Annotated in this window: 16 protein-coding genes and 3 pseudogenes; 10 read left to right on the top strand and 9 right to left on the bottom strand. The window is 40.1% G+C overall.

Translation table 11 applies throughout. The annotated features are described in order from the left end of the window. Positions 1 to 47: 47 nt before the first annotated feature. From GKR74_RS13700 to punC, 3 genes are all read right to left on the bottom strand, one after another. The gene (locus GKR74_RS13700) at positions 48 to 320 is read right to left on the bottom strand and encodes a putative quinol monooxygenase (protein ID WP_154604001.1); all 273 of its coding nucleotides are present in this window, start codon (positions 318 to 320) and stop codon (positions 48 to 50) included. A 24-nt stretch (positions 321 to 344) separates the two neighbouring features. After that, positions 345 to 1,100, bottom strand: a complete 756-nt coding sequence (locus tag GKR74_RS13695) for a helix-turn-helix transcriptional regulator (RefSeq protein ID WP_154604000.1) — start codon at positions 1,098 to 1,100, stop codon at positions 345 to 347. Positions 1,101 to 1,264: 164 nt separating this feature from the next. Further along, entirely contained in the window at positions 1,265 to 2,488 is a 1,224-nt protein-coding gene (gene punC, locus GKR74_RS13690; protein ID WP_154603999.1) for a purine nucleoside transporter PunC, read from the bottom strand. Between the two features lie 121 nt (positions 2,489 to 2,609). On the opposite strand from punC, the gene punR reads away from it, so the two are divergent. Next, a complete protein-coding gene (gene punR, locus GKR74_RS13685; protein WP_154603998.1) occupies positions 2,610 to 3,515 on the top strand; it encodes a DNA-binding transcriptional activator PunR in 906 nt (301 codons plus the stop codon). Between the two features lie 15 nt (positions 3,516 to 3,530). On the opposite strand, the gene purR is transcribed toward punR, so the two are convergent. Continuing rightward, entirely contained in the window at positions 3,531 to 4,556 is a 1,026-nt protein-coding gene (gene purR / locus GKR74_RS13680) for an HTH-type transcriptional repressor PurR (protein ID WP_154603997.1), read from the bottom strand. A 267-nt stretch (positions 4,557 to 4,823) separates the two neighbouring features. Between purR and cydH the strand changes: the two are divergent. Next, positions 4,824 to 4,928 (top strand): annotated as a pseudogene (gene cydH / locus GKR74_RS18310) (cytochrome bd-I oxidase subunit CydH). 67 nt (positions 4,929 to 4,995) lie between these two features. On the opposite strand, the gene sodB reads toward cydH, so the two are convergent. Beyond that, positions 4,996 to 5,574 carry a superoxide dismutase [Fe] gene (gene sodB / locus GKR74_RS13670; protein WP_036953529.1) on the bottom strand — a complete coding sequence of 193 codons (579 nt, stop codon included), beginning with the start codon at positions 5,572 to 5,574 and terminating at the stop codon, positions 4,996 to 4,998. 599 nt (positions 5,575 to 6,173) lie between these two features. Between sodB and GKR74_RS13665 the strand changes: the two genes are divergently transcribed. Next, positions 6,174 to 6,521, top strand: coding sequence for a Grx4 family monothiol glutaredoxin (locus tag GKR74_RS13665; RefSeq protein WP_036953526.1), 348 nt, complete (start codon positions 6,174 to 6,176; stop codon positions 6,519 to 6,521). Between the two features lie 90 nt (positions 6,522 to 6,611). Here GKR74_RS13665 and rnt read toward each other — a convergent pair whose 3' ends face one another. Both rnt and gloA read right to left on the bottom strand, forming a co-directional pair. Beyond that, positions 6,612 to 7,256: a ribonuclease T gene (gene rnt / locus GKR74_RS13660; RefSeq protein WP_036953524.1), complete on the bottom strand. Its 645-nt coding sequence runs from the start codon at positions 7,254 to 7,256 to the stop codon at positions 6,612 to 6,614. A gap of 128 nt (positions 7,257 to 7,384) precedes the next feature. Next, positions 7,385 to 7,792 carry a lactoylglutathione lyase gene (gene gloA, locus GKR74_RS13655; RefSeq protein ID WP_154603996.1) on the bottom strand — a complete coding sequence of 136 codons (408 nt, stop codon included), beginning with the start codon at positions 7,790 to 7,792 and terminating at the stop codon, positions 7,385 to 7,387. A gap of 184 nt (positions 7,793 to 7,976) precedes the next feature. Between gloA and GKR74_RS13650 the strand changes: the two are divergent. Beyond that, a pseudogene (locus GKR74_RS13650) lies at positions 7,977 to 8,213 on the top strand (DUF1289 domain-containing protein); the annotation flags it as partial. A gap of 510 nt (positions 8,214 to 8,723) precedes the next feature. After that, a complete protein-coding gene (gene slyA / locus GKR74_RS13645) occupies positions 8,724 to 9,158 on the top strand; it encodes a transcriptional regulator SlyA (protein WP_154603994.1) in 435 nt (144 codons plus the stop codon). 467 nt (positions 9,159 to 9,625) lie between these two features. Here the strand turns inward: slyA and GKR74_RS13640 are convergent, their stop codons facing one another. After that, positions 9,626 to 10,093 (bottom strand): glycine zipper 2TM domain-containing protein, encoded by a 468-nt coding sequence (locus tag GKR74_RS13640; protein ID WP_036953512.1) that lies wholly within the window; start codon positions 10,091 to 10,093, stop codon positions 9,626 to 9,628. Positions 10,094 to 10,618: 525 nt separating this feature from the next. Between GKR74_RS13640 and anmK the strand changes: the two genes are divergently transcribed. The 4 genes and pseudogenes from anmK (at position 10,619) to pdxY (ending at position 14,852) form a co-directional block, all read left to right on the top strand. After that, positions 10,619 to 11,743: an anhydro-N-acetylmuramic acid kinase gene (anmK, locus tag GKR74_RS13635; protein WP_230089161.1), complete on the top strand. Its 1,125-nt coding sequence runs from the start codon at positions 10,619 to 10,621 to the stop codon at positions 11,741 to 11,743. A gap of 20 nt (positions 11,744 to 11,763) precedes the next feature. After that, on the top strand, positions 11,764 to 12,417 hold the full coding sequence (gene pdxH / locus GKR74_RS13630) for a pyridoxamine 5'-phosphate oxidase (protein ID WP_132494870.1): 654 nt from the start codon (positions 11,764 to 11,766) through the stop codon (positions 12,415 to 12,417). A gap of 160 nt (positions 12,418 to 12,577) precedes the next feature. Beyond that, the gene (gene tyrS, locus GKR74_RS13625; protein WP_132494872.1) at positions 12,578 to 13,852 is read left to right on the top strand and encodes a tyrosine--tRNA ligase; all 1,275 of its coding nucleotides are present in this window, start codon (positions 12,578 to 12,580) and stop codon (positions 13,850 to 13,852) included. A 112-nt stretch (positions 13,853 to 13,964) separates the two neighbouring features. Next, positions 13,965 to 14,852 (top strand): annotated as a pseudogene (pdxY, locus tag GKR74_RS13620) (pyridoxal kinase PdxY). Between the two features lie 62 nt (positions 14,853 to 14,914). Here pdxY and gstA read toward each other — a convergent pair. Next, positions 14,915 to 15,529, bottom strand: a complete 615-nt coding sequence (gstA, locus tag GKR74_RS13615; RefSeq protein WP_154604418.1) for a glutathione transferase GstA — start codon at positions 15,527 to 15,529, stop codon at positions 14,915 to 14,917. 290 nt (positions 15,530 to 15,819) lie between these two features. Here gstA and GKR74_RS13610 point away from each other — a divergent pair, with 290 nt between their 5' ends. Further along, positions 15,820 to 16,686, top strand: a complete 867-nt coding sequence (locus GKR74_RS13610) for a DUF817 domain-containing protein (RefSeq protein WP_154603992.1) — start codon at positions 15,820 to 15,822, stop codon at positions 16,684 to 16,686. Positions 16,687 to 16,716 lie beyond the last annotated feature (30 nt).

Genomic DNA, 16,716 nt, shown 5'->3' with positions numbered 1-16,716 from the left:
CTATAACCTGTTGAATCGGTAGGTAATAAATTCACCAGAATATTCTATTACTTCTCACTAAAATTAACCGAAAAAATGGCATTGTCACGTTCAATCGCGTCAACAAGTTGTTTGAAATGAGCGCTTTTTTGATACATTTCTAATGCTTGTGCATTTTCCCACTCTTCAAACACAATGTAGCCATTTTCTTTTGCCATCAGATCATACTGCAAACATCCTTTTTCCATCCGGCTGCGTTTGGCAATTTCGCGAACGATTTTTTTCGTTAAATACCCATCCTTTTTTTCGGTAGTGATTTGGGCATATACAACAATACTCATACCATTCTCCTTATGTACTCAGAACTATCTTAATGGAGACTTTGTTTTTGTATTGTAAAAAAGCGAATAATTTGACTTTAAAAATGCCGACGGTGTCATGGTAAAGTAACGCTTAAAATCGCGATAAAAGTGGGATTGGTCATAATAACCCGTTTCAAACCATCGATAAGTATCTTGTTCTTTCACCATGGTTTTCATCACTTGCTCTAAGCGACAATTGATCTGGTACCGTTTTGGTGTGATCCCAAATTCTTTTAAAAACTCTTTTTGAACTAAGCGCGCACTGTAGCCAATGTCATCGGCAATTTCGGTAATTTTTTTATTTGGATTGCGATAAAGAGAGTCCAGAACGTGATCGATAAAATGTGCCTTTTTCGCTGCCTTAGTGACATAAAAGCACTCATGCAACTCTTTGAATGAAGAGTTAGCCAATGATTTAAACCAATTATTGCTCCATATTTGGCTAAGCGGAGTAGGGATATCCGTATAATTTAACGTGCGTTGGGGAAGTAAAAAACGTAAGGCATCGTGGCGAATACGTAGAACCATCACGCTGGCATTATTCGGGATAGCCGTAAATATATTGACTCTGGGGATGATTAGCTGAAATGGATTGACGGATGTATGCTCGTGAGTCGACATACTGATATTTTCAGTCGAAACCCATATTTCAGCTCCTGTGCCTGGGAAGATCTTAATAGCATCAGTAAATTTCTTGATAATCAAAACTGAACTAACAAATTCTTTTAATTCATCAGGAGGATAATACTGTTTCAGCATGGCTCTTCAAAACGTCATAATTGAATATGCTAATAATAGCGTGTTATAGATAAAAAATTAACTCTATAAAATACGTATTAACTAAAATAAAAAAGTCAGCCACGTTATCAATAATGGTAACGTGGCTGATTATTATGAAGCTAAAAAATAACGTTAACTAACGATTAGTCATGTTGATACTCAGTGTGCTTAATCGCATTATTTGATTTGCTGGCACAACGCTGCATGAAATAGCCTATAATCATTGGGATCACCGTAAATGCCATCACGCCAGTCGTGGCGAGTAACGGGTCAAAGGTGAGCGCAGAGACTAATAAGCTGGCTAAGAAACATAACCCTAATTGTAAGGCATTTTGTAATGCAGCGGCCTTACCACTGGCGGATGGGAATGTGTTAAGGGCTTTGGCTACGGCAATTGGGTATGATGCGCCATTCATGGCGGCCATAAAGCAGAATGGTACTAAAATCATAGTTAATGTTGGCTGAGTATAAATCGCCATCACAAATAATATAATCATGCTAACGGCATAACCGGCTAGCAGGATTGGGAACAACGTTTCAGCACGCACTTTAGCTAATACGAAGCGGCAGCCGTATCCTCCGACAATAAATGCCAGTGTTTGAGGGATATAACTTAGGCCGATATCCGCAGGGTTAAAACCCATATTGCGTAGAATAAACGGCGAACCCGTTAGCCATGCAAAAAAGCCAGCGCTACATGCTGCGTATACAAGCACGTTACCACTGAAAACAGGGGAGCTTAACAAGGTAGCAAAGGAAATTTTGGTTTGTGTCTGGTTTTCTTCTGCGATGACTTTCGGCGCCACTTTTTTTAGCATCAAAGTCGGTAGCAGGAGTAAAACGCCTACCATCATCAGCACGATGAAGATAAATTCCCAGTTTTTGTGCTCAAGCACCCAAGCACCTAAAAGAGGTGCTAATGCTGGAGAAAGTGCCACTAAAGGCATGATAGAGGCAAATACTTTTTGGGTATCAGCTTCGTTATAGCGGTCGATAACGAGGGCTTGCCATAAAACTGCAGCAGAACAAACACCAACGGCCTGTAAGAATCGAAGGATTAATAACTGAGTGGCATCGGTGACCCAAATCATAGCCAAGCAGCTAACAATAAATAGGGAAAGCCCTACAATGAGAATAGGTTTGCGTCCTAATTTATCTGAAAGGGGGCCCCATAGTAGCTGGGCAAAAGCAAAGCCAGCTAGAAAGATACTTAATGAGGCGCTGATAGCACCTTCAGTCGTATTTAAGGTTGTTTGCATTGAACCAAAGGCAGGCAGATACATATCGATGGCTAAAAACCCCAGCATGCTTAGGCCGGCAAGGTAAATCAAAAATCCAGAGGAGTTTTTTGTCGCAGTATTTGTCATAGTTTTGCTTAATCTGTATTTAAAATAATGTTAATAGTTATCTTATTGTATAGGCTATTTTTTTACGTTGTGAAACGGTAATATTTGGACTCTGCTATCAAATAATTTGAAAGGAAAGAAAATGTGGTCAGCTCATGCACTTGAAGTCATAGACGCAGTTGCTCGAACGGGAAGCTTTAGTGGTGCTGCGGATGAGCTGCATCGAGTCCCTTCAGCGATCAGTTACACAGTAAAGCAAGTCGAAGAATGGTTGGCGGTTCCTCTATTCGAGCGCCGTCACCGTGATGTGGTATTGACGGAAGCAGGGGTTATCTTTATTAAAGAAAGTCGAAGTGTTATCAAAAAAATGATTGATACTCGACATCAATGCCAACAAGTCGCCAATGGGTGGCGTGGGCAGTTCAGTATTGCCGTTGATTGCATCGTAAAACCGCAGCGTACGGAACAGCTGATTTTGGATTTTTATCGTCATTTTCCTGATATCGAACTGTATATCCACCCTGAAGTGTTTAATGGGGTTTGGGATGCATTAGCGGATGGGCGTGTGGATGTGGCGATTGGAGCGACCCGTGCTTCACCCATTGGAGAGCGCTATAGTTTCCGCGACATGGGCTTTATGTCATGGCGTTGTGTTGCAAGCCCCACTCACCCATTAGCGAAAATTCAGGGCAAACTGACGGATGACCAAATGCGTGAATATCCAAGTTTGTGCTTAGAAGATACCTCAAGAAGCTTACCGAAAAGAGATACTTGGGCGCTGGACAACCAACGACGCTTAGTTGTGCCTTACTGGGAAAGTGGTTTAGCGTGTTTGGCAAATGGTCTGTGTGTGGGGATGGTTCCAGAGCACCGTGCAGCACCTTTGTGTGCAGAAGGGAAGCTAGTTGAGCTGGAATTAGCGCAGCCGTTTCCTGAAAGCCCTTGCTGCTTAACATGGGTTGAGAATGATACATCTCCAGCGCTGAGATGGCTTCTTGACTATCTTGGTGATAGCGAAACGCTCAACGCGGAGTGGTTTGCGAGCTAATGTGCTGAGATAGACTTAGCGGCGATAATCAATAAATGGACCATCAGCCACGGAACGGCGCTCAACTAAACGCGGGTGAACTTCAATCGTTTGCGCATCTTCGCGTTTATTCACAATACGATCGAGCAACATCGCAAACGCCATTTGACCTAAACGCTCTTTTGGCTGGTGGATTGTGGTTAATGCAGGCGTGAAATAGCGCGCATTACGCACGTTATCATAGCCAATAATGGAAATATCTTGTGGGACGCGTAATCCCATCTCGTCAGCCGCACAGATTGCCCCCATCGCCATGATGTCTCCTCCACAGAAGACAGCCGTTGGGCGGTGCTTGTTACTGAGGATCTGCATCATCGCTTTATAGCCTGATTCTGGCTCGAAATCCCCTTGAACAATCCATTCATCTTTTAATGTGACTTTGGCTTCTTCCATGGCTTTTTGGAAGCCAGTTAAACGCCCAATGCCTGTATTTCTTTCAAGGGAGCCAGGGATCACGCCAATTTCACGATGACCACGGTCAATAAGATAACGACCTGCTAAATAACCACCGTGGAAAGAGTTATCAATAATACTGTCAGTGAAATCTCCGCGAGAGGTACCCCAGTCCATGACGACCATTGGAATATTTCGGTAATCTTCCAACATACCAATCAAGGTGTCAGGGTATTCTGAACACATCACAAGTAGCCCATCGACACGTTTTTGTGCCAACATTTGCAAGTACGCTTTTTGCTTACCTAAGTTATTGTGAGAGTTACATAAAATTAGAGTATAGCCTTTCTCATAGCAACTATTCTCGACAGACTCGATCACTTCTGCGAAATAGGGGGCTTCACTTGATGTTGCCAACAGGCCAATTGATTTGGTGTGGTTGACTTTTAAACTACGTGCAACCGCACTCGGAGAATAATTGAGCTCTTTGATGGCGGCCCAAACGGCTGTTTTTGTATCATCAGCGACAAAACGCGTCTTGTTGATAACATGGGAGACGGTTGTGGTAGAGACGCCCGCACGTTTCGCCACATCTTTAATTGTTGCCATGAGAAGAAAAAACTCCTAACCAAAACTTGGTCTCTAAAATAATTCTAGTTAAATAATTACCTGCATATTGATGCATAGTACCTTTGCTGGCAATAATTTAGCGATTTGTTGTCGATTTTGTCTGATCTAGCGCAAAAACGAAAGAAATAATTGATGTTATAACATGTGATATAGACACTGGTTTTACGTTTTTGTGCATGTATACTTAAATAACCTTTTTATTTTATGGTTATTTGATAATTCAATTTCTTTATATGAGAGGGTCTCATGGATACAGATTTTAAATATGGATTGCTAGCTGCGTTTGGCTCTTTAGCTGTAATTATTTTGTTTGCTGTGCACATTTTCTGATTTCATTTCCATCCTATCTAATAAGGATGAGAAATAATTAAGGGCGAGTATTATACTCGCCCTTAGTCATTTTAGATCTGAACTAAAATTAAGCCAGATTTTCTTCAACAAATTTCCAGTTAACCAGCGCCCAGAAGTTTTCTAAGTATTTTGGACGTGCGTTACGGTAGTCGATGTAGTAAGCGTGTTCCCAGATATCAACAGTCAAAACTGGCTTGTCGTCACCAGAAATTGGAGTTGCCGCGTTAGACGTGTTAACGATAGCCAGGCTGCCATCTGCTTTCTTCACTAACCAAGTCCAACCTGCACCGAAGTTTTTAACTGCGGCATCAGTGAATTGCTCTTTAAACTGAGCAAATGAACCGAATGCTTTGTTGATAGCTTCTGCAACTTTACCTGTTGGTTCGCCGCCTGCGTTTGGAGCCAAGCAGTGCCAGTAGAAAGTGTGGTTCCAAACTTGAGCCGCGTTATTGAATACGCCAGCTTCAGAAGTTTTGATGATCTCTTCTAAAGACAGACCTTCAAATTTGGTGCCTTTAATCAGGTTGTTCAGGTTAACAACATAGGTGTTGTGGTGCTTACCGTAGTGGTATTCTAGGGTTTCAGCAGAGATATGAGGTTCTAAAGCATCTTTAGCATAAGGTAGAGCTGGTAATTCAAAAGACATTGCGTACTCCTTGATTGCTTTTATTCAGTGTTTAGGGTGTTTGCTCGTAAAATGAGCGAAATTAAATGTACTGCTATTAATTAATCTACTTCTAGTATAGTGACGTCGAGCTGTAGTTAGCTATTGCGAGCATCGTAAGTTATGTATTTATCATAACAGAATACAGGTTACAGTAAGAAAAAACCTGTTCCATGATGCTATTTATGCCTTAATTGTTAGTAAGTTGCATAATTATTATTCCACTGCATGTCATTATTTTCATTGAAGAGCAGGGAAATACATCAAGTGTTATTAATTTGCTAATATATTAACAAATAACTCCCATGATTACACGGCAAAAACACCCAGAGTGAATTTTTTATAATAAAAAGAAAACGTTGCTATTTGCTTTTCACCTTTTGAGTACAGCAAATAGGAGTGCTATAGTATTCACCTTATAAAACTGGCATATTGTATGAAACAATCACGGAACAATTTGCGATGTTTTGACTATGCCGGCGATTACACCGGTCAATGTGTTCTGTCTAATGAGTTGCCTTGCAAATGATTCAAAGTGGCTCAGTGACTGCAAAATCAGCACCCACGTTTTAGGATATAAAATGACAACTATCGAAAAAATTGAGCGCCAAGTTAAAGAAAATCCAATTTTATTATACATGAAAGGCTCTCCAAAACTGCCTAGCTGCGGTTTTTCTGCTCAAGCTGTTCAAGCTCTGTCTTCTTGCGGTGAGCGTTTTGCCTACGTTGATATTTTACAAAACCCAGACATTCGTGCAGAGCTGCCAAAATATGCTAATTGGCCAACCTTCCCACAGTTATGGGTGGATGGTGAGTTAGTTGGCGGTTGTGACATTATCGTCGAAATGTTCCAACGCGGTGAATTACAAGCTCTGATTAAAGAAACTGCGGATAAATACCGTCCAGCGGATGAAACCATCACTGAGTAATCAAATGGTTGAATAAGCTTTCCTGCTTATATTGATAAAAACCGTATTAGCGTAAAACTAATACGGTTTTTTGTTTTTAGGGAAGCGAGATTATTGAGGTTCGCTAGGCAGTGGCCATCCGCCTAGTTTTTTCCATTTATTGACTAATTCGCAAAATAATAGCGCAGTACGGTTAGTATCATATAGGGCTCCGTGGGCTTGTTTGCCATCAAATGGAATACCTGCGGTGACACACGCTTTCGCAAGAATGGTTTGTCCAAAGACTAATCCGCTCAGTGCTGCAGTATCAAAGGTTGCGAATGGATGGAAAGGGTTGCGTTTTAACCCTGAACGCTCTGCCGCATTCATAACAAAGCTGTGATCAAAATTTGCGTTATGAGCTACCATGATCGCGCGATTGCAATCGGTATTTTTCATGCCTTTTCGAATTGTTTTAAAAATGGCATGTAATGCTTCATATTCGCTCACTGCACCACGTAGAGGGTTAGTGGGGTCAATACCTGTGAATTCCAGTGCGGAGGGCTCCAAATTCGCTCCCTCAAAAGGTTCTACATGAAAATGTAACGTTTCATCAATGGCCAGCCAGCCATCTTTGTCCATTTTGAGTGTAATGGCAGCTATCTCTAATAGACCATCAGTTTTGGGGTTGAACCCACCAGTTTCGACATCAATAACGACAGGGTAGTAACCCCGGAAGCGGTTAACCAGTGAGTTAGGGTTATTTTTTTCAGACATTAGGCTTTCAATTTACAGTTTCTGGTTGGCTTTCATTATGCCAAAGGGAATATATTTTTGCAGGTAGATACTGAAGAAATTTTAGGTGATGGTTATCATCACCTAAAATATAAAATGTATGCGAGGGATTAATTGCCTAATCCTTTGCTTGCACTTTTGTTTTCGATAAGCTCGATTTTATAGCCATCTGGATCTTCAACAAATGCGATAACGGTTGTGCCGCCTTTGACTGGGCCTGCTTCACGAGTGACATTTCCACCTACTTGACGAATGTCCTCACAGGTTTTAGCGACATCATCAACACCTAATGCAATATGACCATAAGCATTGCCTAAATCATATTCTGTTACGCCCCAGTTATAAGTTAACTCGATAACAGCACCTTCACTTTCATCACTGTAACCGACGAACGCTAAAGAATATTTGTATTCTGTATTTTCGCTCGTGCGCAGTAAGCGCATACCTAATACTTTGGTATAAAAATCAATGGAGCGTTGCATGTCAGTAACACGGAGCATGGTATGTAGTAAGCGCATAATAGTAGTTTCCCTATAAATTCTTCAGGCAATAATGCTTAAAGTCGAATCGATTTATCTATCAATATAACGTGGCAATATGACTAAATACAGCGATTGAGGTTTATTTTTTAGTCATATCATGGTTATACTCAATTTGAGGGAGTATATCATAATTTTATGTTTATATTACGGGTGGTTAACGATGGCAGAACAACTTGAGTTTTTTGACATACCAAGCCCTTGCCGTGGAATATGTCAAACCAACGAGCAGGGATATTGCCGAGGTTGCTATCGAACCCGTGATGAACGTTTTGGTTGGTTACAGTTAACTAACTCTGAAAAACGTCATGTCATCCGTTTATGTCGCCAGCGATTTTTAAGAGCAAATAATAAGAAAGTGGTTCAAGAAGACATGAATGACCCTCAACAGTCTCTGTTTTGATTGATAATAAAACTATTCCATGCAAAATGATTCAATAACAAATCAATTCACTTAAATTAATTTCAATGGTTACATTTCAATAAAATTTTATTTATTCAAAATGATGATGAAATTCATATAAATCAACTGTAAATGACATAATTTTAAGAATAACTATATTGCTTTGTTTTTAAAGAGTTTATTTGCTGTTGCATTTTTTATTGTTAGTTGTAATTACTATAAGGGTTAAAATAGATAGATTCGAAAGAAGAGTAAGGCTATTCTTATTAATAAGATAATTGATAGGTTGTCTTATTAAGTGATTATATTATTTTTATATGAAAAAGCATGGAGGAAAACAAGATATATATCACTCAATGATTTATTGATGCTCACTATATATAGGTATTTATTAGGTATTGGATCAATAAAAGGTTGTAAAGATAAAAGGGAATTAATATATAATTTAAAAAATAATATGTATTCGGTATATTTTTTAGACATTATAATTATATAAAGGAGGGTAAATTGGAATCTCAAATTGGAACTGAATTATCTCGTGTAGTCCGTATGTGGCGAGCATTGATTGACTATCGCCTCAAGCCACTTAAACTCACGCAAACACATTGGGTAACACTGCATAATATTAGCCAGTTACCGCCCGAGCAATCACAGATTCAATTGGCAAAAGCAATCGGCATTGAACAACCTTCTCTGGTCAGAACATTAGATCAATTAGAAGAAAAAAGACTCATTTCACGTCATACATGTGCAAATGACCGACGCGCTAAGAGAATCAAACTCACAGAGGAGTCGGAGCCTTTTATCAAAACGGTTGATCAAGTGATTAATAATACTCGGACAGAGATTTTAAGTAATATTAGTCATGACGAGCTAAGCCAGTTATCTTTATTGCTATTAAAACTGGAGAAAAACATTCTACGTTTACAGAACGATTCATAGACTACTAATTATTTTTTCTCATTTAATTTTATTACTATGAATATAATTAACCTAAATATATATTAAACTAATAACTATAGCCACCATGCACGTAATATGTGTTTCTATATAGATGCATGATTTTTTACGTGAGGCGGCTTTGTGTTCTATCACTATGGGTTAATTATTAGAAACATACGGTATTAAGAGGGATTAGAGAGTGAAAATATGAATAAAAAATTTGCTTCAAGAAAAATAGAGAATACATACGGTGTAAATTACATTTTACTTGAATAGATATCAATCAAAATTATTCAATAAAGTTCTGCTATGGAACCCATAAACGAAAAGATAGCGAAGTGCTCAGGGCGATAAAAATATTATTACTAATAAGCTAAAAAAATAAAACACTAATCATGATTTAAATAAAAAATGCGTTCATCGATTAATTAGTCGGTGAACGCATTTTATTTTGAATTTATGTCAAATTAGCGAGGTGATACAGTCACTGTATTTCCGCTGTTTGCGATCATAACACGCTGACCTACACGGAAAGCGGCAGGATCTTGTTTCTGAACAACAACAATGTTTTTACCACTGTCTAAACGGATTTCAAGCTGCACACCTTGGCTTTTGTTTAGAGCCCCTTGTGCTTGTTGACCAGCTAAACCACCTGCGATTGCCCCAGCCGCTGTTGCTAGCGTTTTACCAGTACCACCACCGACGGTATTACCTAACAGGCCACCGATAACTGCACCGCCAATTGCACCAATCACGTTACCATCTTCACCCGCTTGAATGGTCACTGGGCGTGCGTTGAGTACCGTACCATAAGTCACAGTTTGGACTTGTTTAGCATCTTGAGCTGAAATAGTATCACCAGAAAGCGTACTTGTATTGACACAGCCAGATAACGCAACAACCGCAGCAACACCTACAAAAACTTTCTTAAGCATAATAACTCCTATGAGACTTGCTGTTCGTGGCAGTAACGTAGCATCGAAGATTTGTTCTTACCATAAGCACAACAACATCAAAAATTTGTTTTTAGATAACAGAGCCTAGACTACTAATTTTGAATTAAATAATGCATCAACACTAGGTAAAATATCTCAAATTCCACCCAAAATCCCAATTCAAAGCACCCTTTGCTAAAGAATTATCTATTTTTTGACTATTTTAGAACATCAATTTATAGCAAAGGCTAAATAGGGGATTTTTACCTGTAATAAGAACTACTCACCTTAAGGTGTAGCAGATAATTACAGAATAAACCATTATAAATCAAATAAAATAATCAAGAGATAAAAAAACGATTTATTGCTGCTATTTTGCTCACTATTTTCATCTCTTCTATCAATTATTTATTATTCCTGCGAAGCGCTACGAGAAATTGAATCGATCAGTTGACAAATTTTTCTCTAAAAGCACAATCTTTCCTAGTTTATCTCATTGAGTGAATAGACACGTTAAAGGGAATAATGATGATTAAATCGGGTCGCTATATTGGTGTTATGTCAGGAACCAGCCTAGATGGTGTTGATGTCGTATTAGCTGCAATTAATGATAAGTTTGTTGCGGAGCAAGCTAGCTTGAGCGCCTCATTTCCGATTGAACTAAAAAAGCGCATTCTCAATATTTGCCAAGGGCAAGAAACAACACTTTCTGAATTGGGAAAAATAGACAGAGAACTTGGCACAATATATGCCGATGCCATTAATCAGCTTCTTCATCAAACGGGTCTATCTCCTGAAGATATCATTGCGATTGGTTGTCACGGGCAAACGGTTTGGCATGAACCTGATAGTGAAACACCGTTTACTATGCAAATTGGTGATAACAACCGTATCGCGGCATTAACGGGAATAACGACAGTAGGTGATTTTCGCCGTAGAGACATGGCTTATGGTGGGCAAGGTGCTCCGTTAGTTCCTGCATTTCATTTAGCCGTATTAGGGCATCCGACTGAAAAACGTATTGTGCTAAACATTGGCGGGATTGCTAATGTTACCGCATTGCTACCAAATGCATATGTAAAAGGCTATGACACAGGACCAGGCAACATGTTAATGGACACTTGGGTCTGGCGTAATAAGCAACAAGCGTATGATAAAGATGGTGAATGGGCAAAAACAGGAAAGGTGAATCAGGCATTATTAAATGCGATGCTTAATGATAGCTATTTTAAACGTTCATCTCCTAAAAGTACTGGGCGTGAATATTTTAATATGCAATGGCTAGAACAGCATTTGGCGTATTTTCAATTGCTATTTCCTGAAGATGTGCAAGCAACATTGTGTGAATTGACCGCCGTATCTATCGTAGATCAAGTTAAGTTATGTGGTGGCTGCGAGCGTTTAATTGTTTGTGGCGGCGGCGCTCAAAATAAATTCTTAATGTTGCGATTAGCGACATTACTGCCGGGGATTGAAGTCGCGCCAAGTGATAAATATGGGCTGAGTGGTGATGATATGGAAGCACTGGCATTTGCTTGGCTTGCCGCTCGTACAGTTTCAGGCTTATCAGGTAGTCTTGCATCAGTAACGGGTGCAAGCAGAGATAGTATATTAGGTGCGATATACCCCGCAAATATTGATATAAAATAACCGCTTGAAAGGACAGTAAAATGAACGAACTTGAAGAGATCGATCTTGCTGCGGTACGACGTGAATATACAAAAGGTGGATTGAGACGCAAAGATTTAACGCCAGATCCTATTCCACTATTTGAGCGCTGGTTAAAACAAGCTTGTGAAGCGCGATTAACAGACCCGACAGCTATGTGTGTGGCAACAGTCGATGAAACGGGGCAGCCTTATCAACGGATCGTATTATTAAAGCACTTCGATGAAAACGGACTAGTCTTTTATACCAATCTGGGAAGCCGTAAAGCGCAGCATTTAGAGCATAATAATAAAATCAGTTTGCATTTTCCATGGTATCAATTGGAGCGCCAAGTTCATTTTACGGGTGTTGCTGAGCGTTTAAGCCCGATTGAAGTACTGAAATATTTCCATAGTCGCCCAAAAGATAGCCAAATCGCGGCTTGGGCGTCCGCTCAATCTTCACGGATTTCGGCACGTGGAATCTTAGAAGGGAAATTTTTAGAACTTAAGCAGAAATTTCAAAATGGCGAGGTTCCATTACCGAGTTTTTGGGGGGGGTATCGCGTTGTTTTTAATAGTGTCGAATTTTGGCAAGGTGGCGCTCACCGCCTGCATGACCGCTTTCTATACCAAAGAGAAGGGGATGGCTGGGTAATTGACCGATTAGCCCCGTAATAAATGGTTTTTTAGCTGGCACTTAATTGATATGCGCTTTATGCTATAGCCTCGTTTAAGAAAATTGACAAACCATACTGGCGAGCCTTTGAGCGACGTCTCATTCTGTCAATTTTCTACATTAAAATAGATAGACAAAATTCAACTGATGGAGTCATTGATGTCTAGCAATAACCTGATTAAACAATTGCAAGAGCGGGGCCTCGTTGCCCAGGTAACGGATGAGGATGCGTTAGCAGAGAGACTGGCGCAGGGCCCTATCTCTCTCTATTGTGGCTTCGACCCTACCGCCGATAGCTTGCACTTGGGACATCTGGTTCCTTTGCTGTGTTTAAAACGATTCCAACTAGCCGGGCACAAGCCTGTGGCGTTGGTCGGTGGCGCAACGGGCCTTATTGGTGACCCGAGCTTCAAAGCTACTGAACGTAAATTAAACACCACAGAAACCGTTCAAGAGTGGGTAGAAAAAATCCGTAACCAAGTTTCACCATTCCTTAGTTTTGATTGTGGTGAAAACAGCGCACGCCTAGCTAATAACTATGATTGGTTTGGCAAAATGGACGTGCTGACATTCTTACGTGATATTGGTAAACACTTCTCTGTTAACCAAATGATCAACCGTGAGTCTGTTAAACAGCGTTTAAACCGTGATGATGTTGGTATCTCTTTCACTGAATTCGCCTATAACCTATTACAAGGTTACGATTTTGCGAACATGAATAAAGAGATGGGTGTTGAGTTACAAATTGGTGGCTCAGACCAATGGGGTAACATTACTTCAGGTATCGATTTAACTCGTCGTCTGCATCAAAACCAAGTGTTTGGTTTAACTGTTCCACTGATCACCAAAACAGACGGTACCAAGTTTGGTAAAACCGAAGGTGGTGCAGTGTGGTTAGATCCGAAGAAAACCAGCCAATACAAATTCTACCAATTCTGGATTAACACCGCGGATGCTGATGTTTATCGCTTCCTGAAATTCTTTACTTTCATGGAATTAAGCGAAATTGATGCATTAGAAGAAGAAGACAAAAACAGTGGCAAAGCTCCTCGTGCACAGTACGTATTAGCTGAAGAAGTGACTAAATTAGTTCACGGCGAAGCGGGTCTAGCGGCTGCAAAACGCATTACTGAAAGCTTATTCTCTGGCGCAGTATCTGATTTAACTGAAGCTGACTTTGAACAGCTAGCTCAAGACGGTATGCCATGCATCACCCTAGAAGATGGTGCAGATCTCCAGCAAGCATTAGTTGATTCAGAGCTGGTACCTTCTCGTGGGCAAGCAAGAACGGCAATCAGCTCAAATGCAGTCTCTGTCAATGGTCAGAAACAAACTGAACCAATGTATGTATTCACTGATGCTGACCGTTTATTTGGTCGTTATACACTTATCCGCCGCGGTAAGAAAAATGACTGCTTAGTTAACTGGAAATAGCTCTGACGAACCTTTGTAAATATATAGCCCGGAAATTTCCGGGCTATTCATATTGGCAAATGGCTACTCACTGATTTCTCTTCATTCGACATAACAATTCTCTGGGTTTTCAATGAAAAGCGTATTATCAATTCAATCCCATGTTGTTTTCGGCCATGCAGGAAACAGTGCTGCTGCATTCCCTATGTGCCGTATGGGCGTAGATGTGTGGCCACTTAATACAGTGCAATTCTCCAACCATACTCAGTATCCACAATGGACGGGCTCAGTATTTCCTGCTCAGCATTTGACAGATATTGTCGAAGGATTAGCAAAAATCCATAAACTGGCAATATGTGATGCCGTGTTAAGTGGCTATATTGGTTCTGCTGAGCAAGGCAATGATATTCTAGCGATTGTTCAAAAGGTTAAAGCGGCGAATCCGCAGGCACTCTATTTTTGTGACCCTGTGATGGGGCATCCAGAGAAGGGATGCATTGTTGCACCAGGTGTTGCTGAGTTTCTTTGTCAACAAGCGCTAGCGGCGAGTGATGTGATTGCTCCTAACTTGTTAGAGTTAGAAACGTTAGCGAATGAGAAAATAGCAACGGTAGAGCAAGCTGTTCAAGCTGCACGTCGACTATGTCAGCAAGGCCCTAAAACTGTATTAGTTAAGCATTTAAGCCGTGCAGGCTATCGTGCAGACCGCTTTGAAATGATTTTAGTCACTGCGGAACATAGCTGGCATGTTAGCCGCCCATTAGTAGATTTCGGTGAAAAACAGCCTGTGGGAGTTGGTGACTTAACGAGTGGTTTAATGTTGGTCAATATCTTAAAAGGTGAGCCACTAAATAAAGGCTTAGAGCATGTTGCTGCGGCAGTCTATGAAGTCATGCTGAAAACCAAAGAAATGGGTGAGTACGAACTTCAGTTAGTTGCAGCTCAAGATTTGATGGTTAACCCTCAACATAAATTCTGCGCCACTCAGCTAGATTGATTGAGCATAGTAGTAACTTATTAAATATATTAATAAAAAACAGCGCCGAATAGCGCTGTTTTTGTAAATGCATTTCATACAATAGATTACTTTTTCAGTAACCCTTCCGCTTCTAATGCCTCTTGTACTTTTGGGCGCTTCGCAATCTTCTCACAATATTCATTCAGATTGCTTAATGCGCTGATATCAACGCCAACTAAACGAGTCCAGTTGGTGACGGTAAACAGATACGCATCAGCAACACAGAAGTCACTTTTAGCGACAAAATAAGGCTGATTTTTCAGAATATCATTCACATACTGGAATTTTTTCAGTAAATTTGCGCGAACAACATCTTTATATTCTTCAGGGGTATTTGGCGCAAATAATGGGCCAAAATTCTTATGCAGCTCAGTAGAAATGAAGTTTAGCGCTTCTAACTGATGGTAGCGCTTCATTGAACCTGGCAGGGCAATTAAGTTTCTATTTGGGTTTTGATCTGCAATATATTGGACAATCACAGCACCTTCAGTTAATTGCTCATCATCATCTAAAACGAGAGTAGGAACTTGACCTTTAGGGTTAATTTCTAAGAAGTTTTCACCCGTTTCTGTGATTTTCTCTTTTAAGTTAACACGAACAATACTGAAATCTAATCCTGCTTCACGCAGAATAATATGAGGAGAAAGTGAGCAGGCACCGGGAGCGTAATACAATTTCATCATAAAACTCCTAAGTCATAGAATGGTCATCATTATTGTTCTTTCAAGTATACACTAGATTTAAAAAGAGAATTGCCAAAGGATGCGGGGCGGCTCCCAATATCTAAAATCACTCTAATGTATGGCAAGATTACGGGAGACGAGTATTTCTCAGGGGAATTATCTATTTAATTGATATTCCATTAAAATTAAGAATGTTACGGGATAGGTATCTGAGAGGGTTTTGTTATAATTTTGCCTCACATTGAGCTATTCTCTCAATCCTTAGCCACATTTTATGAGCTGTCAAAATGGCATCCATTTTTCACAATCTTAATTACTTAACCAAGCTAGATGCCATCTTAATGGCTCATAAACCGAATAGTAGTAAAGGATTAAAACGCTTTATTCTTGAATTTTGGTTTTTTGGTTTAATTAATGCTCGTTCTTGTCTGTTTGCTGGTTTCTTCTTTTTGGCTTTATTCCTAGTGCCAGCGAAAGGGATTCTAGGTATTCCTCGTTATGATGTTTTACTGATTTTCGCAGTCTCTTTTCAAGCGTTCTTGGTATGGTCAAAATTAGAAACATGGGATGAGCTAAAAGCCATTTGTGTATTCCATTTAGTGGGTTTTATGATGGAATTATTTAAAACCTCAGCGACAATTGGTTCATGGCAATATCCTGATGAGGCGTACACCAAACTTTGGGGAGTTCCTCTGTTCACAGGGTTTATGTATGCGGCAGTTGGTAGCTATATCATTCAATCTTGGCGTTTTTTTAATGTCAGGATTGAACATTATCCACCTTATTGGATGGCGACATTAGTGGCTTTAGCCATTTATATTAACTTTTTTAGCCATCACTATATTGATGATTATCGTTGGTACTTAACGGCGTTTATATTTGGTTTGTATGCCCGCAGCGTGGTGTTTTATACCCCGTTAGATAAAGAACGTAAAATGCCGCTATTGCTTGCATTTATGCTGATAGGCTTCTTCATTTGGCTGGCGGAAAATTTCGGAACGTTCTTTGGTGTTTGGCAATATCCAAATCAAATCGGAGCATGGTCTATGGTACATGCAGGGAAGTGGGGGGCATGGTCGTTACTGGTGATCGTGACTTTCACGATTGTGGTACACCTCAAACACATAAAAAGTTGTGTATCCATAGCGCACTAGCAACAAACAGTTTGTTAAAGACGGAGGTTA

This window comes from Providencia sp. wls1914 (genome assembly GCF_009706645.1).
GTDB lineage: Bacteria > Pseudomonadota > Gammaproteobacteria > Enterobacterales > Enterobacteriaceae > Providencia > Providencia zhijiangensis.
This window is presented reverse-complemented; position numbering and strand designations above follow the sequence as displayed.

Bases quoted from the DNA above. Each gene is read 5' to 3' on its own strand.
- GKR74_RS13700 (WP_154604001.1), bottom strand. From the start codon at position 320: ATGAGTATTGTTGTATATGCCCAAATCACTACCGAAAAAAAGGATGGG.
- GKR74_RS13695 (WP_154604000.1), bottom strand. From the start codon at position 1,100: ATGCTGAAACAGTATTATCCTCCTGATGAATTAAAAGAATTTGTTAGT.
- punC (WP_154603999.1), bottom strand. From the start codon at position 2,488: ATGACAAATACTGCGACAAAAAACTCCTCTGGATTTTTGATTTACCTT.
- punR (WP_154603998.1), top strand. From the start codon at position 2,610: ATGTGGTCAGCTCATGCACTTGAAGTCATAGACGCAGTTGCTCGAACG.
- purR (WP_154603997.1), bottom strand. From the start codon at position 4,556: ATGGCAACAATTAAAGATGTGGCGAAACGTGCGGGCGTCTCTACCACA.
- sodB (WP_036953529.1), bottom strand. From the start codon at position 5,574: ATGTCTTTTGAATTACCAGCTCTACCTTATGCTAAAGATGCTTTAGAA.
- GKR74_RS13665 (WP_036953526.1), top strand. From the start codon at position 6,174: ATGACAACTATCGAAAAAATTGAGCGCCAAGTTAAAGAAAATCCAATT.
- rnt (WP_036953524.1), bottom strand. From the start codon at position 7,256: ATGTCTGAAAAAAATAACCCTAACTCACTGGTTAACCGCTTCCGGGGT.
- gloA (WP_154603996.1), bottom strand. From the start codon at position 7,792: ATGCGCTTACTACATACCATGCTCCGTGTTACTGACATGCAACGCTCC.
- GKR74_RS13640 (WP_036953512.1), bottom strand. From the start codon at position 10,093: ATGCTTAAGAAAGTTTTTGTAGGTGTTGCTGCGGTTGTTGCGTTATCT.
- anmK (WP_230089161.1), top strand. From the start codon at position 10,619: ATGATGATTAAATCGGGTCGCTATATTGGTGTTATGTCAGGAACCAGC.
- pdxH (WP_132494870.1), top strand. From the start codon at position 11,764: ATGAACGAACTTGAAGAGATCGATCTTGCTGCGGTACGACGTGAATAT.
- tyrS (WP_132494872.1), top strand. From the start codon at position 12,578: ATGTCTAGCAATAACCTGATTAAACAATTGCAAGAGCGGGGCCTCGTT.
- gstA (WP_154604418.1), bottom strand. From the start codon at position 15,529: ATGAAATTGTATTACGCTCCCGGTGCCTGCTCACTTTCTCCTCATATT.
- GKR74_RS13610 (WP_154603992.1), top strand. From the start codon at position 15,820: ATGGCATCCATTTTTCACAATCTTAATTACTTAACCAAGCTAGATGCC.